Annotated in this window: 22 protein-coding genes and 2 rRNA genes (1 of these 24 only partly in view); 8 read left to right on the plus strand and 16 right to left on the minus strand. The window is 61.6% G+C overall.

From position 1 onward, the window contains the following. A 23S ribosomal RNA gene (locus tag HU719_RS05495) occupies nucleotides 1–2,564 on the plus strand (it extends 330 nt beyond the left edge of the window). A gap of 133 nt (nucleotides 2,565–2,697) precedes the next feature. After that, a 5S ribosomal RNA gene (rrf, locus tag HU719_RS05500) occupies nucleotides 2,698–2,813 on the plus strand. A 65-nt stretch (nucleotides 2,814–2,878) separates the two neighbouring features. Here rrf and HU719_RS05505 read toward each other — a convergent pair. After that, nucleotides 2,879–3,742 carry a universal stress protein gene (locus HU719_RS05505; RefSeq protein WP_186536067.1) on the minus strand — a complete coding sequence of 288 codons (864 nt, stop codon included), beginning with the start codon at nucleotides 3,740–3,742 and terminating at the stop codon, nucleotides 2,879–2,881. Nucleotides 3,743–3,897: 155 nt separating this feature from the next. Here HU719_RS05505 and HU719_RS05510 point away from each other — a divergent pair, with 155 nt between their 5' ends. Continuing rightward, complete coding sequence (locus HU719_RS05510) at nucleotides 3,898–4,515, plus strand: MiaE family protein (protein WP_186536066.1); 618 nt, start codon at nucleotides 3,898–3,900, stop codon at nucleotides 4,513–4,515. A gap of 12 nt (nucleotides 4,516–4,527) precedes the next feature. On the opposite strand, the gene HU719_RS05515 is transcribed toward HU719_RS05510, so the two are convergent. Next, entirely contained in the window at nucleotides 4,528–4,848 is a 321-nt protein-coding gene (locus HU719_RS05515; protein ID WP_186519905.1) for an ElaB/YgaM/YqjD family protein, read from the minus strand. Nucleotides 4,849–4,977: 129 nt separating this feature from the next. Here HU719_RS05515 and HU719_RS05520 point away from each other — a divergent pair, with 129 nt between their 5' ends. From HU719_RS05520 to zapE, 4 genes are all read left to right on the plus strand, one after another. Then, nucleotides 4,978–5,241, plus strand: coding sequence for a hypothetical protein (locus tag HU719_RS05520; protein WP_186519906.1), 264 nt, complete (start codon nucleotides 4,978–4,980; stop codon nucleotides 5,239–5,241). 127 nt (nucleotides 5,242–5,368) lie between these two features. Then, nucleotides 5,369–5,689: a hypothetical protein gene (locus tag HU719_RS05525; protein ID WP_186536065.1), complete on the plus strand. Its 321-nt coding sequence runs from the start codon at nucleotides 5,369–5,371 to the stop codon at nucleotides 5,687–5,689. A 21-nt stretch (nucleotides 5,690–5,710) separates the two neighbouring features. Beyond that, a complete protein-coding gene (locus HU719_RS05530; protein WP_186536064.1) occupies nucleotides 5,711–6,862 on the plus strand; it encodes a PQQ-dependent sugar dehydrogenase in 1,152 nt (383 codons plus the stop codon). Between the two features lie 34 nt (nucleotides 6,863–6,896). Next, nucleotides 6,897–7,997, plus strand: a complete 1,101-nt coding sequence (gene zapE, locus HU719_RS05535; RefSeq protein ID WP_225917109.1) for a cell division protein ZapE — start codon at nucleotides 6,897–6,899, stop codon at nucleotides 7,995–7,997. Between the two features lie 38 nt (nucleotides 7,998–8,035). Here zapE and HU719_RS05540 read toward each other — a convergent pair whose 3' ends face one another. From HU719_RS05540 to trhP, 3 genes are all read right to left on the minus strand, one after another. Beyond that, a complete protein-coding gene (locus HU719_RS05540) occupies nucleotides 8,036–8,473 on the minus strand; it encodes a YqaA family protein (protein ID WP_186536062.1) in 438 nt (145 codons plus the stop codon). Continuing rightward, a complete protein-coding gene (locus HU719_RS05545; protein ID WP_186536061.1) occupies nucleotides 8,473–8,901 on the minus strand; it encodes a DUF411 domain-containing protein in 429 nt (142 codons plus the stop codon). The genes HU719_RS05540 and HU719_RS05545 overlap by 1 nt, the downstream gene beginning before the upstream one ends. Before the next feature lie 115 nt (nucleotides 8,902–9,016). Beyond that, a complete protein-coding gene (trhP, locus tag HU719_RS05550; RefSeq protein WP_186536059.1) occupies nucleotides 9,017–10,351 on the minus strand; it encodes a prephenate-dependent tRNA uridine(34) hydroxylase TrhP in 1,335 nt (444 codons plus the stop codon). 124 nt (nucleotides 10,352–10,475) lie between these two features. Here trhP and HU719_RS05555 point away from each other — a divergent pair, with 124 nt between their 5' ends. Further along, the gene (locus HU719_RS05555) at nucleotides 10,476–11,540 is read left to right on the plus strand and encodes an AI-2E family transporter (protein WP_186519913.1); all 1,065 of its coding nucleotides are present in this window, start codon (nucleotides 10,476–10,478) and stop codon (nucleotides 11,538–11,540) included. Nucleotides 11,541–11,573: 33 nt separating this feature from the next. Here the strand turns inward: HU719_RS05555 and HU719_RS05560 are convergent, their stop codons facing one another. From HU719_RS05560 to nuoE, 11 genes are all read right to left on the minus strand, one after another. Next, entirely contained in the window at nucleotides 11,574–13,622 is a 2,049-nt protein-coding gene (locus tag HU719_RS05560) for a TonB-dependent receptor family protein (protein WP_186536057.1), read from the minus strand. Nucleotides 13,623–13,913: 291 nt separating this feature from the next. Next, on the minus strand, nucleotides 13,914–15,383 hold the full coding sequence (nuoN, locus tag HU719_RS05565; protein WP_186519915.1) for an NADH-quinone oxidoreductase subunit NuoN: 1,470 nt from the start codon (nucleotides 15,381–15,383) through the stop codon (nucleotides 13,914–13,916). A 7-nt stretch (nucleotides 15,384–15,390) separates the two neighbouring features. After that, the gene (gene nuoM, locus HU719_RS05570; RefSeq protein ID WP_186519916.1) at nucleotides 15,391–16,923 is read right to left on the minus strand and encodes an NADH-quinone oxidoreductase subunit M; all 1,533 of its coding nucleotides are present in this window, start codon (nucleotides 16,921–16,923) and stop codon (nucleotides 15,391–15,393) included. 49 nt (nucleotides 16,924–16,972) lie between these two features. Then, entirely contained in the window at nucleotides 16,973–18,826 is a 1,854-nt protein-coding gene (gene nuoL / locus HU719_RS05575; RefSeq protein ID WP_186519917.1) for an NADH-quinone oxidoreductase subunit L, read from the minus strand. Next, the gene (gene nuoK, locus HU719_RS05580) at nucleotides 18,823–19,131 is read right to left on the minus strand and encodes an NADH-quinone oxidoreductase subunit NuoK (RefSeq protein ID WP_023631349.1); all 309 of its coding nucleotides are present in this window, start codon (nucleotides 19,129–19,131) and stop codon (nucleotides 18,823–18,825) included. The genes nuoL and nuoK overlap by 4 nt, the downstream gene beginning before the upstream one ends. A 3-nt stretch (nucleotides 19,132–19,134) precedes the next feature. Next, nucleotides 19,135–19,635 carry an NADH-quinone oxidoreductase subunit J gene (gene nuoJ / locus HU719_RS05585; protein ID WP_186519918.1) on the minus strand — a complete coding sequence of 167 codons (501 nt, stop codon included), beginning with the start codon at nucleotides 19,633–19,635 and terminating at the stop codon, nucleotides 19,135–19,137. A gap of 10 nt (nucleotides 19,636–19,645) precedes the next feature. Further along, nucleotides 19,646–20,194: an NADH-quinone oxidoreductase subunit NuoI gene (gene nuoI, locus HU719_RS05590; RefSeq protein ID WP_039602697.1), complete on the minus strand. Its 549-nt coding sequence runs from the start codon at nucleotides 20,192–20,194 to the stop codon at nucleotides 19,646–19,648. 11 nt (nucleotides 20,195–20,205) lie between these two features. After that, nucleotides 20,206–21,213, minus strand: coding sequence for an NADH-quinone oxidoreductase subunit NuoH (gene nuoH, locus HU719_RS05595; protein WP_186519919.1), 1,008 nt, complete (start codon nucleotides 21,211–21,213; stop codon nucleotides 20,206–20,208). After that, nucleotides 21,210–23,924 carry an NADH-quinone oxidoreductase subunit NuoG gene (nuoG, locus tag HU719_RS05600; protein WP_186536056.1) on the minus strand — a complete coding sequence of 905 codons (2,715 nt, stop codon included), beginning with the start codon at nucleotides 23,922–23,924 and terminating at the stop codon, nucleotides 21,210–21,212. The genes nuoH and nuoG overlap by 4 nt, the downstream gene beginning before the upstream one ends. Before the next feature lie 132 nt (nucleotides 23,925–24,056). Continuing rightward, entirely contained in the window at nucleotides 24,057–25,436 is a 1,380-nt protein-coding gene (gene nuoF, locus HU719_RS05605) for an NADH-quinone oxidoreductase subunit NuoF (protein ID WP_186519921.1), read from the minus strand. Further along, nucleotides 25,433–25,930, minus strand: a complete 498-nt coding sequence (nuoE, locus tag HU719_RS05610) for an NADH-quinone oxidoreductase subunit NuoE (RefSeq protein WP_186519922.1) — start codon at nucleotides 25,928–25,930, stop codon at nucleotides 25,433–25,435. Before nuoE ends, nuoF begins: the two co-directional genes overlap by 4 nt. Between the last annotated feature and the right edge of the window lies 1 nt (nucleotide 25,931).

Raw genomic sequence — 25,931 nt, forward strand, 5'->3', positions numbered from 1 at the left:
CGTACACGAAAATCTCTTGCCAGTGAAATCGAGTAGGACGGAGCACGAGAAACTTTGTCTGAACATGGGGGGACCATCCTCCAAGGCTAAATACTACTGACTGACCGATAGTGAACTAGTACCGTGAGGGAAAGGCGAAAAGAACCCCGGAGAGGGGAGTGAAATAGATCCTGAAACCGTATGCGTACAAGCAGTGGGAGCCTACTTTGTTAGGTGACTGCGTACCTTTTGTATAATGGGTCAGCGACTTATATTCAGTGGCGAGCTTAACCGAATAGGGGAGGCGTAGCGAAAGCGAGTCTTAATAGGGCGCTTTAGTCGCTGGGTATAGACCCGAAACCGGGCGATCTATCCATGGGCAGGTTGAAGGTTAGGTAACACTGACTGGAGGACCGAACCGACTACCGTTGAAAAGTTAGCGGATGACCTGTGGATCGGAGTGAAAGGCTAATCAAGCTCGGAGATAGCTGGTTCTCCTCGAAAGCTATTTAGGTAGCGCCTCATGTATCACTGTAGGGGGTAGAGCACTGTTTCGGCTAGGGGGTCATCCCGACTTACCAAACCGATGCAAACTCCGAATACCTACAAGTGCCGAGCATGGGAGACACACGGCGGGTGCTAACGTCCGTCGTGAAAAGGGAAACAACCCAGACCGTCAGCTAAGGTCCCAAAGTCATGGTTAAGTGGGAAACGATGTGGGAAGGCTTAGACAGCTAGGAGGTTGGCTTAGAAGCAGCCACCCTTTAAAGAAAGCGTAATAGCTCACTAGTCGAGTCGGCCTGCGCGGAAGATGTAACGGGGCTCAAACCATGCACCGAAGCTACGGGTATCATCTTATGATGATGCGGTAGAGGAGCGTTCTGTAAGCCTGTGAAGGTGAGTTGAGAAGCTTGCTGGAGGTATCAGAAGTGCGAATGCTGACATGAGTAACGACAATGGGAGTGAAAAACTCCCACGCCGAAAGACCAAGGTTTCCTGCGCAACGTTAATCGACGCAGGGTTAGTCGGTCCCTAAGGCGAGGCTGAAAAGCGTAGTCGATGGAAAACAGGTTAATATTCCTGTACTTCTAGTTATTGCGATGGAGGGACGGAGAAGGCTAGGCCAGCTTGGCGTTGGTTGTCCAAGTTTAAGGTGGTAGGCTGAGATCTTAGGCAAATCCGGGATCTCAAGGCCGAGAGCTGATGACGAGTGCTCATTAGAGCGCGAAGTGGTTGATGCCATGCTTCCAAGAAAAGCTCCTAAGCTTCAGATAACTAGGAACCGTACCCCAAACCGACACAGGTGGTTAGGTAGAGAATACCAAGGCGCTTGAGAGAACTCGGGTGAAGGAACTAGGCAAAATGGCACCGTAACTTCGGGAGAAGGTGCGCCGGCGAGGGTCAAGGACTTGCTCCGTAAGCCCATGCCGGTCGAAGATACCAGGCCGCTGCGACTGTTTATTAAAAACACAGCACTCTGCAAACACGAAAGTGGACGTATAGGGTGTGACGCCTGCCCGGTGCCGGAAGGTTAATTGATGGGGTTAGCGCAAGCGAAGCTCTTGATCGAAGCCCCGGTAAACGGCGGCCGTAACTATAACGGTCCTAAGGTAGCGAAATTCCTTGTCGGGTAAGTTCCGACCTGCACGAATGGCGTAACGATGGCGGCGCTGTCTCCACCCGAGACTCAGTGAAATTGAAATCGCTGTGAAGATGCAGTGTATCCGCGGCTAGACGGAAAGACCCCGTGAACCTTTACTATAGCTTTGCACTGGACTTTGAGCTTGCTTGTGTAGGATAGGTGGGAGGCTTTGAAGTGGGGACGCCAGTTCTCATGGAGCCATCCTTGAAATACCACCCTGGCAACCTTGAGGTTCTAACTCAGGTCCGTTATCCGGATCGAGGACAGTGTATGGTGGGTAGTTTGACTGGGGCGGTCTCCTCCCAAAGAGTAACGGAGGAGTACGAAGGTGCGCTCAGACCGGTCGGAAATCGGTCGTAGAGTATAAAGGCAAAAGCGCGCTTGACTGCGAGACAAACACGTCGAGCAGGTACGAAAGTAGGTCTTAGTGATCCGGTGGTTCTGTATGGAAGGGCCATCGCTCAACGGATAAAAGGTACTCCGGGGATAACAGGCTGATACCGCCCAAGAGTTCATATCGACGGCGGTGTTTGGCACCTCGATGTCGGCTCATCACATCCTGGGGCTGAAGCCGGTCCCAAGGGTATGGCTGTTCGCCATTTAAAGTGGTACGCGAGCTGGGTTTAGAACGTCGTGAGACAGTTCGGTCCCTATCTGCCGTGGACGTTTGAGATTTGAGAGGGGCTGCTCCTAGTACGAGAGGACCGGAGTGGACGAACCTCTGGTGTTCCGGTTGTCACGCCAGTGGCATTGCCGGGTAGCTATGTTCGGAAGAGATAACCGCTGAAAGCATCTAAGCGGGAAACTTGCCTCAAGATGAGATCTCACTGGGATCTTGAATCCCCTAAAGGGCCGTCGAAGACTACGACGTTGATAGGTTGGGTGTGTAAGCGCTGTGAGGCGTTGAGCTAACCAATACTAATTGCCCGTGAGGCTTGACCATATAACACCCAAGCAATTTGCGCGTAAGCCGAATTGTGGTGGTGAAGACGCATGAACCGAAAGTTCGCGGCACACACAAATCACATATCCGAATTCGCTGGGCTGTTCATCTGAACGGACTGGCTACCGAATTTCTTGACGACCATAGAGCATTGGAACCACCTGATCCCATCCCGAACTCAGTAGTGAAACGATGCATCGCCGATGGTAGTGTGGGGTTTCCCCATGTGAGAGTAGGTCATCGTCAAGATTCATTTCGCAAAACCCCTATCTGCGCATGCAGGTAGGGGTTTTGTCTTTGTGGCGCAAGAACATCTAGGCTTGTGCCAGCTCGGCCAGGTGCTTTACCGCCTTTTCGCTTTTGAGCACCAGCACGTCGCCCTCCAGGGCATCGAGCACCACCTCCGCCGTATTACCGATCAATGCTCCGGAGATACCGGTGCGGCTAACGGTGCCGATAATGGTGACCACTGCGTCGTACTTCTGTTCGGTATAGGGAATCAGCACATCTGCTGGCCCTTCTGCGACGTGCAGCCTGTCGTCACTGATATCGAACTCGGCTTGGAAGGCCTTGCAGGCTTCTCGGTAGCGTCGTTCGATCGATTCGCTCAGTTGCAGAACAGGGTCTGATGCCGAGAGCATGGGGGAGGGGTGCGCACTGATCACATGCAATTCACCCTTGGTCAGACCGGCAATGGCGAAGCCGTGGTCGATGATGCTGGCGTGCAGGTGAAGATGATCCTCATCCTGGTTACCCACATCCACGGCCGCCAGGACAACGCCGCCCGTCCAGGGGCGTTCGCTCTTGACCATCAGCACGGCGCTTGGGCATAGACGCAGCAGTTTCCAGTCACTGGGGGTGAGCAATGCCTTGCGCAGAGGGTTATCAGGGGAATGCTCCTTGATTACCAGCTCGCATCCTTCGGCCTGCTGCACGGCGATGATCGACTCATGCAGGCTGTCTTTCCAGATTTGTTCATGGCTGACGTTGTCGTACCCGTCGTCGTGCAACTGGCTGCTAAGCAAGCTCAGCAATGCACTGTGTTCCTGCTTCTTGTCACACATCAGCAAGTGCAGGCGTGCGCCGGTCACCCCGGCGATAAGCTTGGCGCGGGTCAGGGCACGGCTGTGGGCGTGGTGCGGGTCGAGAACGACCAGAATGCTGCGAACGGCTTGCATGGCTGAAACTCCGTTGTGAATGACGACCGATGGCTGACTATAGCCAGCGCTGCTCGTGACGCCGCTTGACGTGAATCAAGCATAGACACTGGCACCTGCCGCTGCCGCCGGTATAATCCACGGCCCCTGAGGATGCCTGTCTGATTGTGAGTGCCATGTCCCTGATTCCTGAAATCGAAGCCTTTCTCGGTTGCCGCACCCCCGATGCCTGGATCGAAGCGGCGCTCGCCGATCAGCAAACGCTGTTGATCGACCACAAGAATTGCGAGTTCAAGGCGGCCAGTACCGCGCTCAGCTTGATCGCCAAATACAACGCGCATCCAGAGCTGATCAATATGATGTCGCGCCTGGCCCGTGAAGAGCTGGTCCACCACGAGCAGGTATTGCGCATCATGAAGCGCCGTGGTGTGCCGCTACGCCCTGTTTCAGCCGGGCGCTATGCATCGGGCCTGCGCCGCCTTGTGCGTGCTCACGAGCCGGTGAAGTTGGTAGACACGCTGGTGGTGGGGGCATTTATTGAAGCGCGCAGTTGCGAGCGTTTTGCGGCGATTGCGCCGCATCTGGACGAGGAGCTAGGCAAGTTCTACAACGGTTTGCTCAAGAGCGAAGCGCGGCATTATCAGGGGTATCTTAAGCTTGCCCACCAATATGGCGATGCACAGGACATCGCCTTGGTGGTGGAGAGGGTGCGTCAGGCTGAGGTGGAGCTGATTACCTCGCCCGACCAAGAGATGCGCTTTCACAGCGGCATCCCCTTGGCATTGGCTGCCTGAGCGTCGCTGCCGTTACTGGCGGCGCCCCAGCAGCAAGCCTACTACCAGGCCAAAACCTGCAGAAATGGCCACCGTCTGCCACGGATGGCCGCCAATGTATTCCTGGGTGGCATCGACCACCGGCTGCGCACGTTGGCCAAGGCGGGTGGTAGCCTGACGGGCCTGGCTCAGTTTCTGGCCAATTTGCGCGCGCAGGGTTTCGGCCTCTTCGCCCACCAGCGCAGCACTGTCGCTGAGCAGTTTTTCCGACTCTTCGATCAATGCCTGCAGCTCGCTGAATACCTGATCCTTGATCTGGTCGCTGTTCGATTGCGCGCCGTTTTTCCTGGCCATGTGAACATCCTCATGAAAGGTTTGGGTCAACAGTTGATGCCGTTGCGTCTGGAAAGTTGCAGCAGACTGCCGATGGCTTCGCGGCACGGTGTAAGATAGCGCCCATTTTTCAGTGGCAGGTATTTCCCCATGAGTTTCAATCTGGCCAACATGAGCTACCAGGAAAGGGCGCAGATCGAGGCAGAAAAGGCGCGTTTATTCGCCTATTGGCAAGCCAACCTCGGCAAGGCCAAAGCCGAAGCCGGCCGCTTGATTGCCGAGAAGCCGCGGCGCAAGGGCAAATGGGCGGAATGGGTGCGGGGCGAGTTCGAAAGCATGTCGCCACCTGAATTCACGAGCCTGGTGCGCAGCGAAGTGAACAAGATGATGGCCGCCGCCAACTCAGGCCGCTAATCACTGTCCAAAGCCGTTGCCGGCTGTGCGTTGAAACATCACGAAAGCATTCCCTCATTCGCATCGAACCCAGCGCGCCTTAGGCTATCCAACGCCCAGGCGCGCTTTTTCGTGGAGGAGGTGAAGCATGAACCTGTTGCCAACACTGGCCCTTGGCTTGCTGCTGAGCCTGCCCCTGCACGCCGCGCCTGTGGCGCCACCGCTGCTGCTTGCCGCCAGCGACAGCAACAACCCCTACAACAGCCCGATTCAACGCGCCAACCCCAACAGTCGTCAGGGCAGCGTCCCGGCCACCCCAGCGGTACGCGGCCCCGGCACCCAGCCCAATCCACGGCCGCCGACGCTTGAAAATCGCGGCATTGGCAACGGTGATAACCTGCGCCGCCAACCACAGGCCCCCAACCTCGAACCTACCCGCCCACCACGCGATTCGCAGCGTGCGCCCTGAGCCCTTTCGAAGGAACCGAGCATGACGTTACGTACCTGGCTGTCCACCCTGGCTGCGGCCAGCCTTTTCCCGTTGCTGGCCACGGCCGCAGTCGAACAGCAGTTCCCCAGTGAAGAAGGCATGCTGACGGTCAAAACCGTCGCTAATGGCTTGCGCAACCCGTGGGCGCTGGCCTTTCTGCCGGGTGGCCAAGACATGCTGGTCACCGAGCGCTCCGGCAACCTGCGCATCGTCAACACCGACGGCAAGGTCGGGCCGCCCTTGAACGGTGTGCCCAAGGTTTGGGCCGAAGGGCAGGGCGGGCTGCTGGATGTTGCGCTGTCGCCGCAGTTCGACAAGGACCGCACGGTGTACCTGTCGTTTGCTGAGGAGGGCAGCGACGGCAAAGCCGGTACTGCGGTCGGCCGTGGCCAATTGTCCGAGGACAAAACCCGTCTGGAAAACTTCACGGTGATTTTCCGCCAGCAACCGAAGCTGTCGGTCGGTAATCACTTTGGCTCGCGGTTGGTCTTCGACCGTGATGGCTACCTGTTTATCGCCTTGGGTGAGAACAACCAGCGCGCCACCGCCCAAGACCTGGACAAGCTTCAGGGTAAGGTGGTGCGCATTCTCCCGGACGGCGAAGTTCCCAAGGACAACCCTTTTGTTGGTCGCGACAATGTGCAGCCGCAGATCTGGTCGTTCGGCCACCGCAACCAGCAGGGCGCTGCGCTGAACCCGTGGACAGGTGAACTATGGACTAACGAGCACGGCCCGCGTGGCGGCGACGAGATCAACATTCCCAAGCCCGGCAAGAACTACGGCTGGCCGGTTGCGACCCACGGCATCAACTATTCGATGCTGCCAATCCCGGAAGCGAAGGGTAAACACGTCGATGGCATGGTCGACCCGCATCACGTCTGGGAAAAATCGCCCGGCGTCAGCGGCATGGCCTTCTATGACAACCCCACTTTCACCGAGTGGGACCACAACCTGTTCATTGGCGCATTGGCGACCCAGGAACTGATCCGGCTGCAACTCGACGGCGACAAGGTGGTGCATGAGGAGCGCCTGCTCGGCGACCTGAAAGCGCGTATCCGTGACGTGCGGGTCGGCCCGGACGGCTACCTGTATGTATTGACGGACGACAAGGACGGCGCGCTGCTCAAGGTTGGCCTGCGCAAGGACTCATAGCCCATCCTGCGCAGCAGCTGCCAACTGGCGTACCATGCCGGCCATGAATCCCCAATCGCTCTACCACCAGGCGCTCAGCGAGCGCGGGTTTGCTCTGGACCCGGCCCAGGCCGCCGCTGTCGCCGCCTTGCAGGCTTGCTTCGAGGCGTTGCAGTGCGGTGGCCGCCCCCAGGGGCTGTACCTCTGGGGGCCGGTTGGCCGTGGCAAGACCTGGCTGATGGACCTGTTCCACCGCTGCCTGCCCACCGCTGCCCGCCGCCAGCACTTTCACCACTTCATGGCCTGGGTGCACCAGCGGCTGTTTCAGCTCAATGGCACCGCAGACCCGCTCAAGGCCCTGGCTCGTGAACTTGCCAGGCAAATCCGTGTGTTGTGCTTCGACGAGCTGTTCGTCAGCGACATAGGCGATGCGATCATTCTTGGTCGGCTGTTTCAGGTGCTGTTCGAGGAAGGCGTGGTGATTGTCGCCACCTCCAACCAGCCGCCCGACCAACTGTACCGCGATGGCTTCAACCGCGAACGCTTCCTCCCAGCTATCGCCGCCATCCAACAGCATATGCAGGTGATACCAGTGGCTGGCGGGCAGGACCATCGCTTGCACCCCGGCGCTCAGCAGCAGCGTTACTGGGTGGCACAGCCCGATGCGCTACAGCGTGTGTTCAAACAATTGAGCCCGAGCGATGCTGGCAGCACGCAACCGGTGCAATTGGGTTCGCGCCTGATCCCTGTGCTGCGCCACAGCCCGCAGGCCCTTTGGTGCCGCTTTGCCGACCTGTGCGAGCAACCATTGGCCGCTATCGACTTCATGGGGCTGTGCGACCGCTTCCCGGCCATCTTGCTGGGCGGTATTCCGGCGCTGAGCGGCGAGCAAGCCGCGGGGCGTATTGCCCGTGGTACTGAGGACGGCGCAGCGCGTGTGCTGGCCGGCGACCGCGAACTGCCGACGTTGGCGCCGAAGGATGACAGCGTACGCCGCTTCATCGCCTTGGTAGACGAATGCTACGACCGGCGGGTGCCGTTGTACCTGGAGGCCGAAGTGCCGCTGGAAGCGCTGTACACCAAAGGCTATCTGGCGTTCCCTTACCAGCGCACCCTCAGCCGGCTGCGGGAGATGCAATTGCAGCGCTTTGCCTGAATACGCGAGACCGGGTTGAAGCGTCGGCATTCTAGACGTTACCCGCTGTGAACCCAGCCCAAGGTCAATATGGCCACCACCAGGTAGCGCCCGGCCTTGGCCATGCTGACCAGCAGCAGGAAGCGCCAGAAGGGTTCGCGCATGATACCGGCAATCAGCGTAAGCGGGTCGCCGATCACCGGCATCCAGCTTAGCAGCAACGACCATTTGCCCCAGCGCTGGTAGCGCTGCTGGGCACGCACCAGTTGCCTGGGGCTGAAAGGGAACCAGCGGCGGTCACGCAGCCGTTCGATACCCCGCCCCAGCAACCAGTTGACCACCGAGCCGAGCACATTGCCGACGGTGGCGACCAACAGCAATATCGCCCAGGCGTGCGGCTCGCGCAGCAGCAGGCCGACCAGTACCGCTTCGGACTGCAACGGCAACAAGGTGGCTGCGCCGAAGGCGCTGAGGAACAACGCCCAGAGGCTGAGCATCAGTATTGGGCGACTACAGTGTCCTGGCCTGCGTTAGTCACCCCGATCACCTGGTAGGCATCCTTGCGATCACCCATTTCCATGCCCGGCGAGCCCATGGGCATACCCGGCACTGCCATGCCCTTGAGGTCGTCGCGCTCGGCCAGCAGCCGTACCTGCTCAGCCGGCACATGGCCTTCGACGAACTTGCCGTTGATCACGCCGGTGTGGCATGAAGCCAGGCGCGGAGCCACGCCGAGGCGTTGCTTGACCGCGCTCATGTTCGGCTCGACATGGTCATTGACGGTGAAGCCGTTGTCGCTCAAGTGCTTGATCCAGGCCTTGCAGCAACCGCAGCTAGGGTCGCGATACACATCGATGGTTTCGGCGGCCTGCGCCAACCCGCTAATGGCCAGCAGGGCGAAGGTCAGCAGATGTTTGCGCGGCATGGTGAGGCTCCTGTGAAACTGCACACTATTGAGTTGGGCTGGGGAACGCGGGTTGCCCCGTAGTCACTTTATCTGGCGCAGCTGTCAGGGGCCTGACGCACAGATTACAGGTCTGTCAGGCAGGCGTCTCGTCGTTGCCGAGGTCGCGCATCAACAGGCCGTATTCCAGCACCACCTGCTCAGGGATGGGCAGGTACACCACGTGGCCATCGCCGGGTGCCACCTCGATAGCCTGCTGCTGGCGGTTATGCAAGCGCTGCAGGTCGAAGTGATAGTTGCCCTGTGGCGTCATCAGCTCCAGATGGTCGCCGATGGCGAAGCGGTTCTTCACCTTGACCTCCGCCAGGCCATCTGCACGTACCCCGGTCAGTTCGCCAACGAACTGCTGGCGCTCGGATACCGAATTACCACGCTGGTAGTTCTGGTATTCGTCATGCACGTGGCGACGCAGGAAGCCTTCGGTGTAGCCGCGCTGGGCGAGGGATTCCAGGTTGTCCATCAGGCCGCGGTCGAACGGCCGGCCAGCCTGGGCATCGTCGATCGCCTTACGATAGGACTGCACGGCGCGCGCGCAGTAGAAGTGCGATTTGGTACGGCCTTCGATCTTCAGCGAGTGCACACCCATGCGGCTCAGGCGCTCGACGTGCTGGATGGCGCGCAGGTCCTTGGCATTCATGATGTAGGTGCCGTGCTCATCTTCGAACGCCGGCATTTCCTCGCCAGGGCGGTTGCTTTCCTGGAGCAGGAACACTTGGCTGGTGGGGCTGCCGAGCCCAAGCGTTGGCTCGTACTCGCGCACGATATCGCCGGTGGCATTTTCGTTGGCGGGGTTGGCCTGGTACTTCCAGCGGCAGGCGTTGGTGCAACTGCCTTGGTTGGCATCGCGCTTGTTCAGGTAGCCCGACAGCAAGCAGCGGCCTGAATAGGCCATGCACAAGGCGCCGTGCACGAATACCTCCAGTTGCATGTCTGGCACCTGTTCGCGGATCTGCTCGATCTCTTCGAGGGACAGTTCACGCGACAGGATCACCCGGGTCAGGCCCATGCGCTGCCAGAACTGCACGCTGGCCCAGTTGACCGTATTGGCCTGCACAGACAAGTGCACCGGCATCTGCGGGAAATGTTCGCGCACCAGCATGATCAGCCCGGGGTCGGACATGATCAGCGCGTCCGGGCCCATGGCGATCACCGGCGCGATGTCCTTGAGAAAGGTCTTGAGCTTGGCGTTGTGCGGGGCAATGTTGACCACCACATAAAAGCGCTTGCCCAAGGCATGGGCCTCGTCGATGCCTTGGGCCAGGGTTGCGTGGTCGAATTCATTGTTGCGCACCCGCAGGCTGTAGCGCGGCTGGCCGGCGTATACCGCATCGGCGCCATAGGCGAAGGCGTAGCGCATGCTTTTGAGGGTGCCGGCAGGGGCCAGCAGTTCGGGTGGGGTGGGGGAGGTCATGGGGCGCACCGTGGGCAAAAGGCGCGGATGCTAGAACGGCGCGGCAATACCAGTATTGACCTGAATCAACGGCACTTTTGCCACTGCCTGGAGCACTAAGCTTTTGAACCCCTGAGGATTGCCCATGAACCAAACCGTATTACAGAACAAAGCCCTGACTGTGCTGCTTGCAGTGGTCACCATCGCGTTCATCTGGATCCTGCTGCCGTACTTCGGGGCGATTTTCTGGGCAGTCATTCTGGCCATCCTCTTCGCGCCATTGCAGCGCCGTTTAGTGATGCGCTTCGAGCGTAGACGCAACCTGGCAACCGCCACCACGCTGGCTATCTGCCTGCTGATCGCGATCCTGCCGGTCATCGTCATCAGTGCCTTGCTGGTGCAGGAGGGCGCCTCGCTCTACCAGCGCATCGAAAGTGGCCAGTTGGACATTGCCGGCTATATCGAGCGCGGCAAGGACATGTTGCCCGGCTACGCCCAGCATGCACTGGACCGGGTTGGCATGGGCAACCTCGACGGGCTGCGCGACAAGATCACCAAGTGGGCGACCCAGGGTAGCCAGTTTCTCGCCAGCCAAGCCTTCAGCTTCGGCCAGGGCACGTTCGATTTTCTGGTGAGCTTCGGCATCATGTTGTACGTGTTGTTCTTCTTCCTGCGCGAAGGCGCAGAAGTTGCGCGCAAAGTGCGCCAGGCAGTACCGCTGCCCGAGCACCAGAAGCGCCGCCTGCAATTGAAGTTCAAGCGTGTGGTGCGTGCGACGGTCAAGGGCAACCTGCTGGTGGCGATCACCCAAGGGGCGCTGGGTGGCTTGATCTTCTGGGTGCTGGGTATTCCCAGTGCGCTGGTATGGGCGGTGTTGATGGCGTTTCTGTCGCTGTTGCCGGCTGTGGGCGCGGGGATCGTCTGGGCGCCTGTGGCGGCGTACTTCCTGCTGACCGGTTCGACCTGGCAAGGCATCGTGCTGACTGCGTTCGGGGTGCTGGTAATCGGCATGGTCGACAACGTGCTGCGCCCGATCCTGGTCGGCAAGGACACGCGCATGCCCGACTACCTGATTCTGGTGTCCACCCTCGGCGGGCTTTCGGTATTCGGCCTCAATGGCTTTGTGATCGGGCCGCTTATCGCCGCGCTGTTCATTTCCAGCTGGGCAATCCTTGCCTCGAACAAGCAACAGGTGCAGTTGCCGTCGTGAACAGGGCCGCGAGGTTGCCCCGCGGCCCGTCCCTCAACGGAAGCTGTAGGACACCCCGGCGTATACGCCAAACCCTTCGCCCGGTGTCGAGCGGGCCACGTCCAGCCCTGCATCGTTGTAGCCTGGCGTAACTGTCGCTGCGTAGCGTTTGTTGGTCAGGTTGCGCAGGTCCAGCCAGGTTTGCCAGTCCTGCTTCGGCGAGTCCCAGCCAAGGCGCGCGCCAAGCAGGGCATAGGCATCGGCGTGATAGCTGTTGGCGTAGTCGGTCTGCACCTTGGAAGCCAGTTGCGTGTTGACCCCGGCATACAGCCCGCTCGGCCAGCCGTAGCGCAGTTCGGCCTGGTAGTAGTGCATCGGGATGCCGGGCAGGCGGTTGCCGCCGAACTCGTCGTCGTCGCGGTAGTGGAAGTCGCTGAAGGTGTAGGCCTGACGCAGGCTCAACTTGCCGGTGCCCGCTTGCTCCCAGAGGGTGCTGTCCAAGCCTGCTTCGACGCCCTGGTGCACGGTGGGGCTGGCGTTGGATTCCTTGGCAGGCAGGCCGGCGACGATCTCGACTGCGAGCAGCTCATGGCGTACCTGCGAGTAGTACCAGGTGAGGTCCCAACGGCCGATAGCCGAATCGCCGCGGGCGCCGAGTTCCAGGGTAGTTGCTGTCTGGTTCTGCAGCTCGATGGGCTGGGTAGCGACCGTAGACCCCCAGATCAGCGACCATGGATGCGGCGGTTCCACCGAGCGGCTGAGGTTCCCGTACACCTGCAACTGTGGGTTGATGTCGTAACGCAGGCCCACCCGCGGGGCATAGTCCCAGTCGTGCTGGCTGACTTTGCCGCCACTAGCCGGATAAGTCACAGCGCTCTCACGCCGGGTGTAGATCATCGCCATGCCGGTGGTGAGCCACAGGTCAGGGACCAACTCAAGGTCGTTGCTGGCGTGCAGTACGGTGTCCGAGCCCTGATAACTGAAGTCGCGAGTGCGCGCGCCGACAATATCGTCAACCCGCGAAAACTGCGACGCGCCACTGTTGGGCAGATGCTTGGTGGTGCGCCAGCCGACGGTGGTTTTGCTCTCGTGACCAAACAGCGTGTCGCGCCGGATGTAGTTCAGCGTGCCGCTGATATCGGTGTATGCAACCTTCAGTCGCATTGCACCTTCACGCAAGTCCATGGGGAAGTCGTGATACACAAGGCCCGCTTCCAGGCGTGAATCGTCGTCCAGGAAGAATGTGGTCTTGTTGCCCACCCATGTGCTGCCTGGTTGTGGGCGGCTGTCGTTGCGGGCCAGGTAGGCAGAGTTCGCCGCGCGCGGATCGTGTTTGATCTGCGCCTTGGTCAAGCGCCCGGCCAGCTCGTTCTCGGTTTCGCGGTAGCGCAGATAGAAGCGTGTTTCCAGGTTCGGGTTGAAGCGATAGCCAACGTTGGCAGCAATACCTTTGGCGCTGCCGCTGCTGTGTTTCTGGTAACCGTCGTATTCGGAGTCGGTGAGGGCAACGTAGTAATCGAGGTTGCCCAGCACCTGACCGGAGCTCACATGCCGGTGCTGATAGCCACGGCTGCCGACCTCGTAGCGCACCTGCAGGGGCGCGGCGTCGTAGCCGGTGTGCGTGACGTAATTAATCGCCCCACCCAGCGCCAGCGAGCCCTGCTCGAAGCCGTTGGCACCGCGCAGCACCTCGGCGCGGCTCAGCCACAGAGGCTCGAACAGCTCGTATGGGGTGCCACCGGGGCCGGTCAACGGCAGCCCGTCGAACATCGTGTAAACCCCCGAGCCGTGGGCGCCGGGGGCACGGTTGATGCCCGAGCCACGGATCGACAGCTTGATGCCATCGTTGCCGGCCGACTGGGCAAACACCCCCGGCTGATAGGCCAAGACATCCTGATTGCTCGCCACCCGGCCCTGGCCAACCTCGTTCATGTCCACCAGGTTGCTGGCGCCGGGGATTTCGCGCAGGCGCTGGGCGGCAGCTTCCTGTTCGCTCTGCGGTTGGTCGCGGATCACGACTTCGTCGAGTTCGACGCGGCCAGCGGCCTGGGTGGTGCCAGCGACCAACAGGGCCAGCAAGGAATAGGGCAGGGTGGGGCGCATGGGGCGGGTTCCAGATCGAGTGCGGGAGTCTGACGCTTCGAAGAGCAGATGAAGCACAGTGACGCGTATGACATCACTATCGCGTCCGGACATGGTCTGTGTAGGAGCGGCCTTGTGTCGCGAAAGGGTCGCAACGCGGCCCCGGCCGTATCAGCTTGATTCAAATATCCTGGGGGCGCTTCGCACCCCTTTCGCGACACAAGGCCGCTCCTACACAGACTGTGTTCAACGGTATTTCGGGGCAAAAAGAAACCCCGCCGAGGCGGGGTTTGTTTTACATCAGCCAGCCAATCAGCCGACCAGGTGCAAACCAGCCTGCTGCACCAGCTCCAGCAGGGGTTGCGGGTACACACCCAGCACGAACGCAAGAATGGCGACGGCCAGCAGCATGACGCCACCGGTACGCTGTTCCCACTTCAGCGGGGCATCGTGGCGGCGCAGGTTCGGCTCCACCAGGTACAGCGTGACCATTACGCGCAGGTAGTAGTAGACACCGATGGCGCTACCCACCACCAAGGCGCCGACCAGCCACCACAGGTGCGACTCGACGCCAGTGGCGATGATGTAGAACTTGCCGATGAAGCCAGCAGTGAGCGGGATGCCCGCCAGCGACAGCATCATCACGGTCAGCACGGCGGTCAGGTACGGGCGGCGCCAGAACAGGCCGCGGTACTCGTACAGCGCGTCGGCGTCACGGCCCGCGTATGGCGAGGACATCAGCGTGATCACACCGAAGGCGCCAAGGCTGGTGATCACGTAGGTGACCAGGTACACGCCCATTGCTTCCATGGCCATGCCCTTGCTGGCAACCAGGGCGATGACCAGGTAGCCGAAGTGGGCGATGGAGGAGTAACCGAGCAGACGCTTGAGGTTGCTCTGGGTCAGCGCCAGCAGGTTGCCGACCAGGATCGAGGCCACTGCGATGACGGCCAGTACGGTGCTCAGCACACCGCTGCTGGCAGCCGGGGAGAGCATGTACAGGCGCACCAGCACAGCGAACACCGCTACCTTGCTGGCGGTTGCCAGGAACGCGGCGACAGGTGCCGGAGCACCTTCATACACGTCCGGCGTCCACAGGTGGAATGGCACCAGCGACAGTTTGAAGGCCAGACCTACCAGCATCATGCCCAGGCCCAGCTGTGCCAGCAGGCTCGGCATGCTGGTGGTCGCCAGGGCCTTGCCCAGCTGGTCGAAGGTCAGGCTGCCGGCATCGGCGTACAGCAGCGCCATGCCGAACAGCAGGAACGCAGAACCTGCTGCCGACAGCACCATGTACTTGATGCCAGCTTCGAGCGAGCGCTTGTTGAAGAACGCGTACGCCACCAGCCCGTAGACCGGCACCGACAGCAGCTCCAGGCCGATGAACAGGCCAGCCAGGTGGTTGGCGCTGACCAGCACCAGGCCGCCCAGTGCCGACATCAGCAGCAGCAGGTAAAGCTCTTCACGGTTGCCCGGGAAGCCCTTGGAGCCTTCACCCAGATAAGCATGAGCAAGGGTTACGCAGGCCAGCGTGGCGATCAGGATGACCGCCATGTACAGGCAGGCGAACTTGTCGATGGTCACAAGCGTTGTGACCGCCAGCGGTGCAACCTTGAGTGCCGGCAGGATCGACAGCAGGGCCAGGTTCAGCCCCACGGTGGACAGCAGGAAGGTCTGCGAGTGGTTGCGCTTCCAGGCGATCGCCAGCATCACCACCACCGTGGTGATGGTGGTGATCAGCATCGGCGCCAATGCGATGAAGTGTTGAGTGGTGAATTCCATAGCGCTCTTACCGGGCCGAAGCGAGTTGAGTGAAAGCGGAACCGAGCCACTGCTGCACACCACTCATGGTGGCGGCAGAGGTGTCGAGGAACGGCTGCGGGTACACGCCCAGCACGATCAGCAGCACGGCCAGGCCCAGCACCATGATCAGCTCGCGCGCGTCCATGCCGGCCAGCACGGTATCGGCCTTGGACGGGCCGAAGTAGGCGCGGTGGATCATGATCAGCGAGTACACCGAACCGAACACCAGGCCAGTGGTGGCAATCACGGTGATCCAAGGCACGTGGGCGAAGCTGCCGATCAGGATCAGGAACTCGCCGACGAAGTTGCCGGTACCCGGAAGGCCCAGCGAGGCCGCGGCGAAGAACAGGCTGATGGCCGGCAGGTACGCGATGCGGTGCCACAGGCCGCCCATCTGGCGCATGTCACGGGTGTGCAGGCGCTCGTACAGTTGGCCGGAGAGGATGAACAGCGCTGCTGCCGATACACCGTGGGCGAGCATCTGGATCACGGCGCCTTGCAGGGCTTGCTGGCTGCCGGAGTAGATACCGATCAGCACGAAGCCCATGTGCGAGACGCTGGAGAACGCGATCAGGCGCTTGATGTCGCTTTGAGCGAAGGCCAGGAAGGCGCCGTAGAAGATGCCGATCAGACCCAGGGTCATGGCGATTGGCGCGAACTCGGCCGAGGCGTTCGGGAACAGCGGCAGGGCAAAGCGCAGCAGGCCGTAGGCGGCGGTCTTCAGCAGGATACCTGCCAGGTCCACGGAACCTGCGGTCGGTGCCTGGGCATGGGCGTCTGGCAGCCAGGAGTGGAACGGTACCACTGGCAGCTTCACCGCGAAAGCAATGAAGAAGCCCAGCATCAGCACGTATTCCACGCCAGGCGGCAGTTCGGCCTTGAGCAGGTCGCTGTAGTTGAAGGTCAGCACGCCGGTGGTGTTGTAGTTCACCAGCACCAGGCCAAGGATCGCCACCAACATGATCAGGCCGCTGGCCTGGGTGAAGATGAAGAACTTGGTGGCAGCGTAGATCCGGGTCTTCTTGCCGTCTGCCGAGCTATGGCCCCAGAGCGCGATGAGGAAATACATCGGCACCAGCATCATTTCCCAGAAGAAGAAGAACAGGAACAGGTCCAGGGCCAGGAACACACCGACCACACCGCCCAGGATCCACATCAGGTTGAGGTGGAAGAAGCCGACGTGGCGCTGGATCTCTTTCCACGAGCACAACACCGACAGCACGCCGAGCAGGCCGGTCAGCAGGATCATCAGCAGCGACAGGCCATCCAGCGCCAGGTGGATGCTGATGCCGAAGCGCTTGATCCACTCGACTTTGTATTCCAGCGCCCAGGCAGGTTCTGCGCCAGGGGCCGGGGCCAGGGTGTAGTCACCGTTCGCCCACAGCCACAGGCCGATGCCGAGCAGCAGGGACATGGTCAGCAGCGCGATCCAGCGCGGCAGGGTAGAGCCGAAGCGCTCACCCAGCCAGCACAGGAAGCCGCCGATGAAAGGAATCAGGATCAGCCAAGGCAAAATCATGACGGGTTCGTTTCCTTTTGCAGAGTCGCAAGGTTCGCAACGTTCATGGTCATACCGCCGCCACTACCACAGCGCCAAGTACCAGTACGGCACCGATGGCGATGGACGCGGTGTACCAGCGCAGTTGTCCGGTCTCGGTCTTGCTCATGGCGACGTGGCCGCCACGCGCCAGGCGCGGGATCAGGCCGATACCGTGGTCAACCGGGTCCTTGCGCAGAAGGTGGCTGATCAAGAGGTAAGGCTTGACGAACAGCTTGTCGTAGATCCAGTCGAAGCCCCAGGCGGCGAACCACCAGGCCGACAGCACACGGCCGATGCCGCTGTTGGCGATGCTGCTGACGAAGCGGCGCTTGCCCAGGAACAGCATGGCCGACAGCAGGATACCGGCGATGGCGATAGCGCCCGAAGCGATCTCCAGCGAGTGCTTGGCTTCGCCACCGGCGTGGCCTGCGCTCTGCGGCAGTACGCCTGCCAGTGGCGGGTGAATCCATGCACCGATGAAGGTCGACAGCACGATCAGCACACCCAGCGGCAGCCAGTGGCTGATGCCGTGGCCAGCATGGGCTTCGGTCTTGGCTTCGCCGTGGAAGGCGATGAAGATCAGGCGGAAGGTGTACAGCGAGGTCATGAAGGCGCCCAGCAGGCCGGCATACAGCAGGCCGCTGTTACCGCTGGCGAAGGCTTCCCAGAGGATTTCATCCTTGGAATAGAAGCCCACGGTCAGGATCGGCAGGGCGGCCAAGGCAGCACCACCGACCACGAAGCTTGCGTAGGCCAGCGGCAGTTTCTTCCACAGGCCGCCCATCTTGAAGATGTTCTGCTCGTGGTGGCAGGCAACGATCACCGCACCGGAGGCAAGGAACAGCAGGGCCTTGAAGAACGCGTGGGTCATCAGGTGGAAGATTGCCGCGTCCCAGGCACCTACGCCCAAGGCCAGGAACATGTAGCCGATCTGGCTCATGGTCGAGTAGGCGAGGATACGCTTGATGTCGGTCTGCACCAGCGCGGCGAAGCCGGCCAGTACCAGGGTCACGCCACCCACCACACCCACAAGGTGCAGGATGTCCGGTGCCAACAGGAACAGGCCGTTGGTACGGGCGATCAGGTAGACACCTGCGGTGACCATGGTTGCGGCGTGGATCAGTGCCGAAACCGGGGTCGGGCCTGCCATCGCGTCGGCCAGCCAGGTCTGCAGCGGCAATTGCGCCGATTTACCGACCGCACCACCGAGCAGCATCAGGGTCGCCAGCACCATCCAGGTGTCACCAGCCTTGAACTTCTGCGGTGCCAGCACCAGCAGTTCCTGCACATTCAGCGTACCCAGCTGGGCGAACAGAATGAACAGGCCAATGGCCATGAACACGTCGCCGATACGGGTGACGATGAACGCCTTGAGCGCTGCGTTACCGTTGTTGCGGTTGCTGTAGTAGAAACCGATCAACAGGTACGAGCACAGGCCCACGCCTTCCCAGCCGAAGTAGATGAACAGCAGGTTATCGCCCAGGATCAGGAACAGCATGCTGGCGATGAACAGGTTGGTGTACGAGAAGAAGCGCGAGTAACCGGCTTCGCCACGCATGTACCAGGACGCGAACAGGTGGATCAGGAAGCCGACACCGGTCACCACACCGAGCATGGTGACCGACAGGCCATCCAGGTACAGGGTGAAGTTAGGTGCAAAGCCGTCAACCGACATCCACTGCCACAGCAGTTGGCTGTAGGCGCCGCCTTCAGGTGGAGCCACGTTGAACTGCCAGATCACGTAGGCGGAGGTGGCGGCCGAAAGGCCTACCGAACCCACGCCGATGAGCGCCGACAGGTTCTCCGAGAAGCGCCCGCGCGAGAACGACAGCAGCAGGAAGCCGATCAGGGGGAAGACGAAAGTCAGGAAGAGTAGGTTCATCCGCGCATCTCACTGGCAGCATCGATGTCGAGAGTGTGGAAGCGGCGATACAGCTGCAGCAGGATCGCCAGGCCAATGCTGGCCTCGGCGGCTGCCAGGCTGATCACCAGAATGAACATCACCTGGCCGTCGGGTTGTACCCAACGGGCACCGGCGACGATGAACGCCAGGGCAGCAGCGTTCATCATGACTTCCAGGCTCATGAGCACGAAGAGGATGTTGCGGCGGACCATCAGGCCAACCAGACCTAAGCAGAACAGGATGCCGGCGACCGCCAGACCATGCTCGAGAGGGATAGCACCCATGATTTACTCCTTCGCCTCGTTGCGGCCCAGGTGGAAGGCGGTGACGGCTGCAGCGAGCAGCAGCATCGAGGCCAGTTCGACCACCAGCAGATAAGGGCCGAACAGGCTGATGCCCACGGCCTTGGCGTCCACGGTGGTGCCGCTGATGGCAGCGCCGCTCGGGCTGGCGAACAGCACGTAGAGCAGTTCGAGCAGCAGCAGCGCGCCCAGCAGCACTGGCCCCGCCCAGATGCCCGGCTTGAGCCAGCCACGTTCCTGGGCGACCGAAGCCGGCCCAAGGTTCAGCATCATCACCACGAACACGAACAGCACCATGATGGCGCCGGCGTAGGCGATCACTTCCAGGGCGCCAGCAAACGGTGCACCGAGGGAGAAGAAGATCATTGCCACGGAAATCAGCGAAATGATCAGGTAGAGCAGGGCGTGCACGGGGTTGGTGCCGGTAACCACCCGAAGGGTGGAGACCACGGCGATCCCGGATGCAAAGTAGAAAGCGAATTCCATCTTTCTGTCCTTATGGGAGCAAGCTCTTCACGTTGATCGGCTCGGCTTCGTTCTGTGCAGCGCCTTTCGGCTTGCCAGCGATGGCCATGCCCGCAACACGGTAGAAGTTGTAGTCAGGGTTCTTGCCGGGGCCGGAGATCAACAGATCTTCTTTCTCGTACACCAGGTCCTGACGCTTGAACTCGGCCATTTCGAAATCCGGGGTGAGCTGGATTGCGGTGGTCGGGCACGCTTCTTCACACAGGCCGCAGAAGATGCAACGCGAGAAGTTGATGCGGAAGAACTCGGGGTACCAACGGCCGTCCTCGGTTTCGGCCTTCTGCAGCGAGATGCAGCCGACCGGGCAGGCTACCGCGCAGAGGTTGCACGCCACGCAGCGCTCTTCACCGTCGGGGTCGCGCGTGAGCACGATGCGGCCGCGATAGCGCGGCGGCAGGTATACCGCTTCTTCCGGGTATTGCAGGGTGTCGCGCTTGCGGAACCCGTGGGAGAACACCATGGCCAGGCTGCGCAGCTGAGTGCCGGTGCCCTTAACGATGTCGCCGATATATTTGAACATGGGTCAAATCCTCACTGGGCCGCGACGGCTGGCGTGTTGTAAAGCACGATCGCAGCGGTCACCAGCAAATTGATCAAGGTCAGCGGCAGGCAGAACTTCCAGCTGAAGTCCATCACCTGGTCATAGCGTGGGCGCGGGATCGAGGCGCGCAGCAGGATGAACAGCATGATGAAGAAGCCGGTCTTCAGTGCGAACCACAGGAACGACAGTTGCGGCAAAATGCCGAACGGGCCGTGCCAGCCGCCGAAGAACAGGGTTACCAGCAGCGCCGAGATGAGGATGATGCCGATGTACTCACCCACGAAGAACATGCCCCATTTCATGCCGGCATATTCAATGTGGTAGCCGTCGGCCAGTTCCTGCTCCGCTTCGGGCTGGTCGAACGGGTGACGGTGAGTCACGGCGACGCCGGCGATGAAGAAGGTGCAGAAGCCGAAGAACTGCGGAATGATGAACCACAGGTTCTGGGCCTGGTATTCAACGATGTCGCGCATGTTGAACGAGCCCACCTGGACCACCACACCCATCAGCGCCAGGCCCAGGAACACCTCGTAGGAGACGGTCTGCGCCGAGGCCCGCAAGCTGCCCAGCAGGGCGTACTTGTTGTTCGACGACCAGCCGGCGAACAGCACCGCGTACACCGAGAGGCCCGCCATGGCGAAGAAGAACAGCAGGCCGATGTTCAGGTCTGCCACGCCCCACAGCGGGGTGATCGGGATCACGCAGAAGGCGATCAGCAGGGCGCTCATGGCCACGACCGGTGCCAGGGTGAAGATCATGCGGTCGACGAAAGGTGGGTTCCAGTCTTCCTTGAAGAACATCTTCAGCATGTCGGCAGCGATCTGGAACATGCCGAACGGGCCTACGCGGTTCGGGCCGTAACGGTCCTGCCACCAGCCCAGCAGACGGCGCTCGACGAAGCTGAGCAAGGCGCCGCACACCACCACCGCCAGCAACACCACGATGGCGCGCACGACGGTGAGGATCACGTCGATCACTTCGGGGGTGAACCAGCTCATTGTGCTGCCTCCTGCAGGCCTTCGACGGGTGCACCGAAGATGGCTGGTGGGATGCCGGCCAGGCCTTTGGGCAACGCAACCAGGCCTGCGCCCAGCTCTTCATTGATACGCAGCGGCAGGCGCAGCGAAACGCCGGCCACCGACAGGCTCAGCAACGCGCCTTCGTTGACACCCAGGCGGTCGGCTTCGGCCTTGGCCAGGGCCACGTATGGCGCAGGGATGCGCTCCTGCACCGGGGCTGCGCGCGAGGAGTTCTCTTCGCTGCCGAACAGGTGGAAGAACGGTACGGCGGTCCAGGTGCCACGGGCCGGGTTGAACGCACCGGGAATGGCGTTGAACCAGCTCAGGCGGTCGCCTTGGCTTTCGATCAGGCGCACGCCCGGGTCACCTGCACGCAGATGGCCACCCACCTCGTCCTGGAACTTGTTCCAGGCCTGCGGCGAGTTCCAGCCCGGCGACCAGGCGAACGGCACCTGCTGGCGCGGTTCGGCCGAACCCGAATAGCCTTCCATGGAGAAGGCGAACGCGGTGTCCTTGTCTTGCGGGGTACGTGGCTCGTGCACGCTGATATTGGCGCGCATGGCGGTACGGCCGGAGTAACGCAGCGGCTCACGGGCAAGCTTCATGCCCTTGATGCGGAATGCCGCGCTTGGCGCTGCGTTGACGATGCCGGCCAGTTGCGGGGCGGCTTCGGCGCACGCGCTGGTGACCTGGTCAAGCTGCGTCCAGTCCACCGGTTTGTTGAGCAGGGTGGCACGCAGGGCGTGCATCCAGCGCCAGCCTTCATGGATCTGGATGCTGCTGTCCAGGTACTGCGGGTCGAACACCTGGAAGAAACGCTGGGCGCGGCCTTCGAGGCTGACCAAGGTGCCGTCGCCTTCGGCGAACGACGCCGCTGGCAGCACCAGGTGGGCGCGGTCCAGGGTGGCAGTCTTGGTGTGGTCGGCAACGATGACCACTTTGGCAGCCGCCAGGGCCGCGTCGACCTTGGCCGCCGGCAGGCGCGCGTACAGGTCGTTTTCCAACACCACGATGGCATCGGCCTTGCCGCTGATGACCGCATCCAGCGCGGCATCGGCGGAGTCGCCACCCAACATGGCCAGGCCCAGGCTGTTGGCCTCAGGTACGACCAGGGTCAGCGAACCGTTCTTCTCGCGCAGCTTGAGGGCCTTGGCGATGTTGGCAGCGGCTTCGATCAGGGCGGGGTCGGCCAGCGAGGTGCCTGCAACCACCAATGGGCGGTTGGCGGCAACCAGTGCATCGGCGATGCGTTGGGCCAGGGCCTTGGCTTCGTCGTCCAGGCCGGCAACGGCAGGGGCGCTCGGGTCGATGGCGTGGGCCACGGCGAAACCGATGCGGGCGAGGTCCGCAGGGGCTGCGTGGACGCATTCCTCGGCGACGTCGTCGAGCTTGGTTTCAGCCAGCGAGGCGATGAACAGCGGGTACAGCGCGTGCTGGCCGATGTTCTTCACGGCGGCGTCCAGCCATGGCTGCACGCGCATGGCATCGGCCATTGCCTCGGCCTTGCCCTTGGTCGCCTGGCGCACGGCCAGTGCTACGCGGGCGGCGGTCTGGGTCAGGTCTTCGCCGAGCACGAACACAGCGTCGTGGTCTTCGATGTCGCGCAAGGTAGGCACGGGCAGCGGGCTGTTGTTCAGCACATCGAGCACCAGGCGTACGCGGGCCAGCTCCCCGGCTTCCATGCCCGAGTAGAAGTACTCGGTGCCGACCAGCTCACGCAGGCCGTAGTTGCTCTCGAGGCTGGCGCGTGGCGAGCCGATACCGACGATGGTGCGGCCGCGCAGCAGGTCGGCAGCCTTGTCCAGGGCGGCGTCCAGCGACAGCTTGCTGCCGTCGGCCAGCAGTGGCTGGCGTGGGCGGTCGCTGCGGTTGACGTAGCCATAGCCGAAGCGGCCACGGTCGCACAGGAAGTACTGGTTCACCGAGCCGTTGAAACGGTTCTCGATGCGGCGCAGTTCACCGTAACGCTCGCCGGGGCTGATGTTGCAGCCGCTGGAGCAGCCATGGCAGATGCTGGGGGCAAACTGCATGTCCCACTTGCGGTTGTAGCGCTCGGAGTGGGTCTTGTCGGTGAACACACCGGTCGGGCAGACCTCGGTGAGGTTGCCGGAGAACTCGCTTTCCAGCACGCCGTCTTCAACGCGACCGAAGTACACGTTGTCGTGGGCGCCGTACACACCCAGGTCGGTGCCGCCGGCGTAGTCCTTGTAGTAGCGCACGCAGCGGTAGCAGGCGATGCAGCGGTTCATTTCGTGGGAAATGAACGGGCCGAGGTCCTGGTTCTGGTGGGTACGCTTGGTGAAGCGGTAACGGCGCTCGTTGTGGCCGGTCATTACCGTCATGTCTTGCAGGTGGCAGTGGCCGCCTTCCTCACACACGGGGCAATCGTGTGGGTGGTTGGTCATCAGCCATTCGACGACGCTGGCGCGAAACGCCTTGGACTCTTCGTCTTCGATGGAGATCCAGGTGCCGTCGGAGGCAGGGGTCATGCAGGACATGACGATGCGACCACGGGTGTCGTTCTCGTCGGTGTACTGCTTGACCGCGCACTGCCGGCAGGCACCGACGCTTCCGAGCGCCGGGTGCCAGCAGAAATAAGGGATGTCGAGGCCGAGCGACAGACAGGCCTGTAACAGGTTGTCTGCACCGTTGACTTCGAGCGCTTTGCCGTCTACGTGGATAGTGGCCATGGTTCAAAGTTCTTCGTTGGCCCGCGTGAGCGGGCGTGGCTAATGGAAATCGGTGAGCCCGCGGCCGGCCTCGAATCGTTCGGGCTGGCCTGCAGGCTGGCGAGTGGCACGGACCACCCGCTGTCTATCTTGTTATGCGCCGACCACAACCGGCCCGGACGCGATCGGCTTGGCCAGGTTCGGGCGCAGGGTGTCGGCAGCGCTTGCTGGCGCGACACCGGCCTCGAATTCGGAGCGGAAGTACTTGATGGCACTGCCCAGCGGCTCGACGGCACCTGGTGCGTGAGCACAGAAGGTACGGCCTGGGCCGAGGAAGTTGACCAGCCCCAGCAGGGTCTCGATGTCTTCGGCTCGGCCTTGGCCGGCTTCCAGCGAGCGCAGCATCTTCACGCTCCATGGCAGACCGTCACGGCACGGGGTGCACCAGCCGCACGACTCACGGGCGAAGAACTCTTCCATGTTGCGCAGCAGCGAGACCATGTTGACGCTGTCGTCCACGGCCATGGCCAGGCCCGTACCCATACGGGTGCCGACCTTGGCGATGCCGCCTGCGTACATTTGTGCGTCCAGGTGCTCAGGCAGCAGGAAGCCAGTACCGGCGCCGCCTGGCTGCCAGCACTTGAGCTTGAAGCCGTCGCGCATGCCGCCGGCGTAGTCTTCGAACAGCTCGCGTGCGGTCACGCCGAATGGCAGCTCCCACAGGCCGGGGTTTTTTACCTTGCCAGAGAAGCCCATCAGCTTGGTGCCGTGGTCTTCACTGCCTTCACGGGCCAGCGACTTGTACCAGTCGTTGCCGTTGGCGACGATGGCCGGCACGTTGCACAGGGTTTCGACGTTGTTCACACACGTCGGTTTGCCCCACACACCAACGGCGGCAGGGAAGGGCGGCTTGGAGCGCGGGTTGGCGCGGCGGCCTTCGAGGGAGTTGATCAGTGCGGTTTCTTCACCGCAGATGTAACGCCCGGCGCCGGTGTGCACGAACAGCTCGAAGTCAAAGCCCGAACCCAGGATGTTCTTGCCCAACAGGCCAGCGGCCTTGGCTTCATCGATGGCACGGTTGAGGTTCTTGGCTGCAGTGGTGTATTCGCCACGCAGGAAGATGTAGCCGCGGTAGGCCTTCAGCGCGCGGGCGCTGATCAGCATGCCTTCGATCAGCAGATGGGGCTGTTGCTCCATCAGCATGCGGTCTTTCCAGGTGTTCGGCTCCATTTCATCCGCGTTGCACAGCAGGTAGCGGATGTTCATGGATTCGTCTTTGGGCATCAGCCCCCACTTCACGCCGGTGGGGAAGCCTGCGCCGCCACGGCCCTTCAGGCCCGAGTCCTTGACGCTCTGCACGATGTCGTCCTGCGACATCTCGGCCAGGGCTTTGCGCGCCGCCGCGTAGCCGTTCTTGGTTTGGTACTCGGCCAACCAGACCGGCTCGCCGTCGTCACGCAGGCGCCAGGTCAGCGGGTGGGTTTCGGCCGAGCGCGCAATGCGGTTGGCCGGGCCGAAGGAAGTAATGGTCATACGTAACCCTCCAGCAGCTTGGAAACGCCAGCAGGCTGCACGTCGCCAAAGGTGTCGTCGTCGATCATCAGCGCCGGGGCCTTGTCGCAGTTGCCCAGGCAGCACACTGGCAGCAGGGTGAAGCGCCCGTCAGTGGTGGTCTGGCCCAGGCCGATGCCCAGCTCGCTCTGGATCTGGCTGACCACCGATTCGTGGCCGCCGATGTAGCAGACCATGCTGTCGCACACACGGATGATGTGGCGGCCAACTGGCTGGCGGAAAATCTGGCTGTAGAAGGTGGCCACACCTTCGACATCGCTGGCAGGGATGCCCAGCACTTCGCCGATGGCATAAATCGCGCCGTCCGGCACCCAGCCGCGCGACTTTTGCACGATCTTGAGGGCTTCGATGGACGCCGCGCGCGGGTCCTCGTAGTGATGCATCTCGTGCTCGATGGCCGAGCGCTCGGTTTCGCTCAGGGCGAAACGGTCGGTTTGGATAAGCGTGTTGTTCATG

This window comes from Pseudomonas farsensis, from assembly GCF_014268805.2.
GTDB lineage: Bacteria > Pseudomonadota > Gammaproteobacteria > Pseudomonadales > Pseudomonadaceae > Aquipseudomonas > Aquipseudomonas farsensis.

What these genes read in the sequence shown, in the direction of transcription:
- nuoF (WP_186519921.1), bottom strand. Translation starts at nt 25,436, where the DNA reads ATGACCATTACTTCCTTCGGCCCGGCCAACCGCATTGCGCGCTCGGCC.
- trhP (WP_186536059.1), bottom strand. Translation starts at nt 10,351, where the DNA reads ATGACCTCCCCCACCCCACCCGAACTGCTGGCCCCTGCCGGCACCCTC.
- nuoK (WP_023631349.1), bottom strand. Translation starts at nt 19,131, where the DNA reads ATGGGTGCTATCCCTCTCGAGCATGGTCTGGCGGTCGCCGGCATCCTG.
- HU719_RS05560 (WP_186536057.1), bottom strand. Translation starts at nt 13,622, where the DNA reads ATGCGCCCCACCCTGCCCTATTCCTTGCTGGCCCTGTTGGTCGCTGGC.
- nuoE (WP_186519922.1), bottom strand. Translation starts at nt 25,930, where the DNA reads ATGAACAACACGCTTATCCAAACCGACCGTTTCGCCCTGAGCGAAACC.
- nuoM (WP_186519916.1), bottom strand. Translation starts at nt 16,923, where the DNA reads ATGATTTTGCCTTGGCTGATCCTGATTCCTTTCATCGGCGGCTTCCTG.
- nuoG (WP_186536056.1), bottom strand. Translation starts at nt 23,924, where the DNA reads ATGGCCACTATCCACGTAGACGGCAAAGCGCTCGAAGTCAACGGTGCA.
- nuoN (WP_186519915.1), bottom strand. Translation starts at nt 15,383, where the DNA reads ATGGAATTCACCACTCAACACTTCATCGCATTGGCGCCGATGCTGATC.
- HU719_RS05520 (WP_186519906.1), top strand. Translation starts at nt 4,978, where the DNA reads ATGAGTTTCAATCTGGCCAACATGAGCTACCAGGAAAGGGCGCAGATC.
- HU719_RS05545 (WP_186536061.1), bottom strand. Translation starts at nt 8,901, where the DNA reads ATGCCGCGCAAACATCTGCTGACCTTCGCCCTGCTGGCCATTAGCGGG.
- HU719_RS05555 (WP_186519913.1), top strand. Translation starts at nt 10,476, where the DNA reads ATGAACCAAACCGTATTACAGAACAAAGCCCTGACTGTGCTGCTTGCA.
- HU719_RS05525 (WP_186536065.1), top strand. Translation starts at nt 5,369, where the DNA reads ATGAACCTGTTGCCAACACTGGCCCTTGGCTTGCTGCTGAGCCTGCCC.
- HU719_RS05540 (WP_186536062.1), bottom strand. Translation starts at nt 8,473, where the DNA reads ATGCTCAGCCTCTGGGCGTTGTTCCTCAGCGCCTTCGGCGCAGCCACC.
- nuoL (WP_186519917.1), bottom strand. Translation starts at nt 18,826, where the DNA reads ATGAACCTACTCTTCCTGACTTTCGTCTTCCCCCTGATCGGCTTCCTG.
- nuoI (WP_039602697.1), bottom strand. Translation starts at nt 20,194, where the DNA reads ATGTTCAAATATATCGGCGACATCGTTAAGGGCACCGGCACTCAGCTG.
- zapE (WP_225917109.1), top strand. Translation starts at nt 6,897, where the DNA reads ATGCCGGCCATGAATCCCCAATCGCTCTACCACCAGGCGCTCAGCGAG.
- nuoH (WP_186519919.1), bottom strand. Translation starts at nt 21,213, where the DNA reads ATGAGCTGGTTCACCCCCGAAGTGATCGACGTGATCCTCACCGTCGTG.
- HU719_RS05505 (WP_186536067.1), bottom strand. Translation starts at nt 3,742, where the DNA reads ATGCAAGCCGTTCGCAGCATTCTGGTCGTTCTCGACCCGCACCACGCC.
- HU719_RS05515 (WP_186519905.1), bottom strand. Translation starts at nt 4,848, where the DNA reads ATGGCCAGGAAAAACGGCGCGCAATCGAACAGCGACCAGATCAAGGAT.
- HU719_RS05530 (WP_186536064.1), top strand. Translation starts at nt 5,711, where the DNA reads ATGACGTTACGTACCTGGCTGTCCACCCTGGCTGCGGCCAGCCTTTTC.
- nuoJ (WP_186519918.1), bottom strand. Translation starts at nt 19,635, where the DNA reads ATGGAATTCGCTTTCTACTTTGCATCCGGGATCGCCGTGGTCTCCACC.
- HU719_RS05510 (WP_186536066.1), top strand. Translation starts at nt 3,898, where the DNA reads ATGTCCCTGATTCCTGAAATCGAAGCCTTTCTCGGTTGCCGCACCCCC.